Here is a 999-nt window from a genome sequence, read left to right as displayed (position 1 = left end):
TTGGTTCCTTTTCGTCCGTCCGAAAAGGAACCCGTGCCGCGCGGCGGAACGCGCTAGTCATTCTTGCCGCCCTCGGGCGGCAATTCCCGTGAAAGCTCCGCCGGGCGCAGCGCGGCAAATCCAAAACCGCCGCCGGGGCGGATCCCGGCATTCCCGCCGGGCGCAGCGCGGCAAACCCCAGACCACCGCCGGGGCGGAAAGCCCAAAAAGGGCTCCGCCGCTCCCCGAGCGGCAGTCCCAATGAATGACAGCCCCAAATCAGTGGCAAGATAAAAAACAGAAGGAGGATGTTTCATGCTGGATTTACAGGCGTTTTTCAAGATGTCCTACGGGCTCTATGTGCTGAGCTCCGCGTTTGACGGTAAGCAGAACGGCTGCATCGTCAACACCGTCACGCAGGTGACCGCCGAACCGCCCAAGGTCGCGGTCGCGGTCTCCAAGCAGAACCTGACCACCTCGCTGATCGAGCGCTCGGGGCTCTTCAACGCCGTGGCGCTCACCGAGGAGGCCACGATGGATCTGATCGGCCGGTTCGGGTTCCGCTCGGGCAGGGAGGAGGACAAATTTGCGGGCATTCCCCACGGCGCGGATGCCAACGGGGTGTGGTATCCCACGGAAACCGCTTCCGCGATGTTCTCCTGCAAGGTGATCGACAAGCTCGACCTCGATACGCATGTGCTCTTTGTCGGCAAATCGATCGAGGCGGTCAAGCTCTCCGACGCGCCCGTCATGACCTACGACTACTACCACAAGGTCAAAAAGGGCGAGACCCCTCCCAACGCCCCCTCCTACAAAAAGCCCGCCGAAAAACACGGCTGGCGCTGTAAGGTCTGCGGCTACATTTACGAGGGCGAGGAGCTTCCGCCCGATTTCATCTGCCCCATCTGCAAGAAGGACGCGAGCTTCTTCGAGCGCATCTGAGTATTTTAAAAGGCGGGCGCGGCGCGGCCGCCGTTTTTGGCGGCCGCTTCGGTTTTTATACGGATACAGCCGGTATTA

General features: G+C 61.3%; 1 protein-coding gene. It reads left to right on the top strand.

The window, feature by feature from the left end; genetic code table 11:
* Positions 1-294: 294 nt before the first annotated feature.
* Complete coding sequence (locus NE609_RS17305) at positions 295-921, top strand: flavin reductase (protein ID WP_243107484.1); 627 nt, start codon at positions 295-297, stop codon at positions 919-921.
* Positions 922-999 lie beyond the last annotated feature (78 nt).

The organism is Anaerotruncus sp. DFI.9.16, from assembly GCF_024461615.1.
In the GTDB taxonomy this organism is placed as follows: Bacteria; Bacillota; Clostridia; order Oscillospirales; family Ruminococcaceae; genus Anaerotruncus; species Anaerotruncus massiliensis.
Note: the sequence above shows the minus strand (reverse complement) of the source record. Positions and strands in the feature narration are given on the sequence as shown.